Source organism: Streptosporangium sp. NPDC006930, from assembly GCF_040635605.1.
GTDB lineage: Bacteria > Actinomycetota > Actinomycetes > Streptosporangiales > Streptosporangiaceae > Streptosporangium.
Genome location: NZ_JBEYID010000049.1, coordinates 7,931 through 8,220 on the forward strand (window position 1 = coordinate 7,931; position 290 = coordinate 8,220).

A 290-nucleotide genomic window follows, 5' to 3' on the forward strand; every position below is an offset into this window, starting at 1 on the left:
ATGGGTCGGCCGTTCACTTGTCCGACCGCGACCGTAAAGACGTTGCTGGGGTCGCGGGGCATTGGTTGGCCGAGGGGTTTGCGGGTGGTTAGGTCCCACACCCGCACCGTGGCGTCCGCGCCGCCGGTGACGGCGATGGGTCGGCCGTTCACTTGTCCGACCGCGATCGCTCCGACGGTGCTGGTGTGGCCGGTCATTGGTTGGCCGAGGGGTTTGCGGGTGGTTAGGTCCCACACCCGCACCGTGGCGTCCGCGCCGCCGGTGACGGCGATGGGTCGGCCGTTCACTTG

1 protein-coding gene is annotated in these 290 nt (G+C 69.3%); it reads right to left on the reverse strand.

The window, feature by feature from the left end:
* Positions 1 to 290, reverse strand: a 290-nt coding sequence (locus ABZ664_RS39145) for a hypothetical protein (protein WP_362522298.1), incomplete at both ends; no start/stop codon positions are given.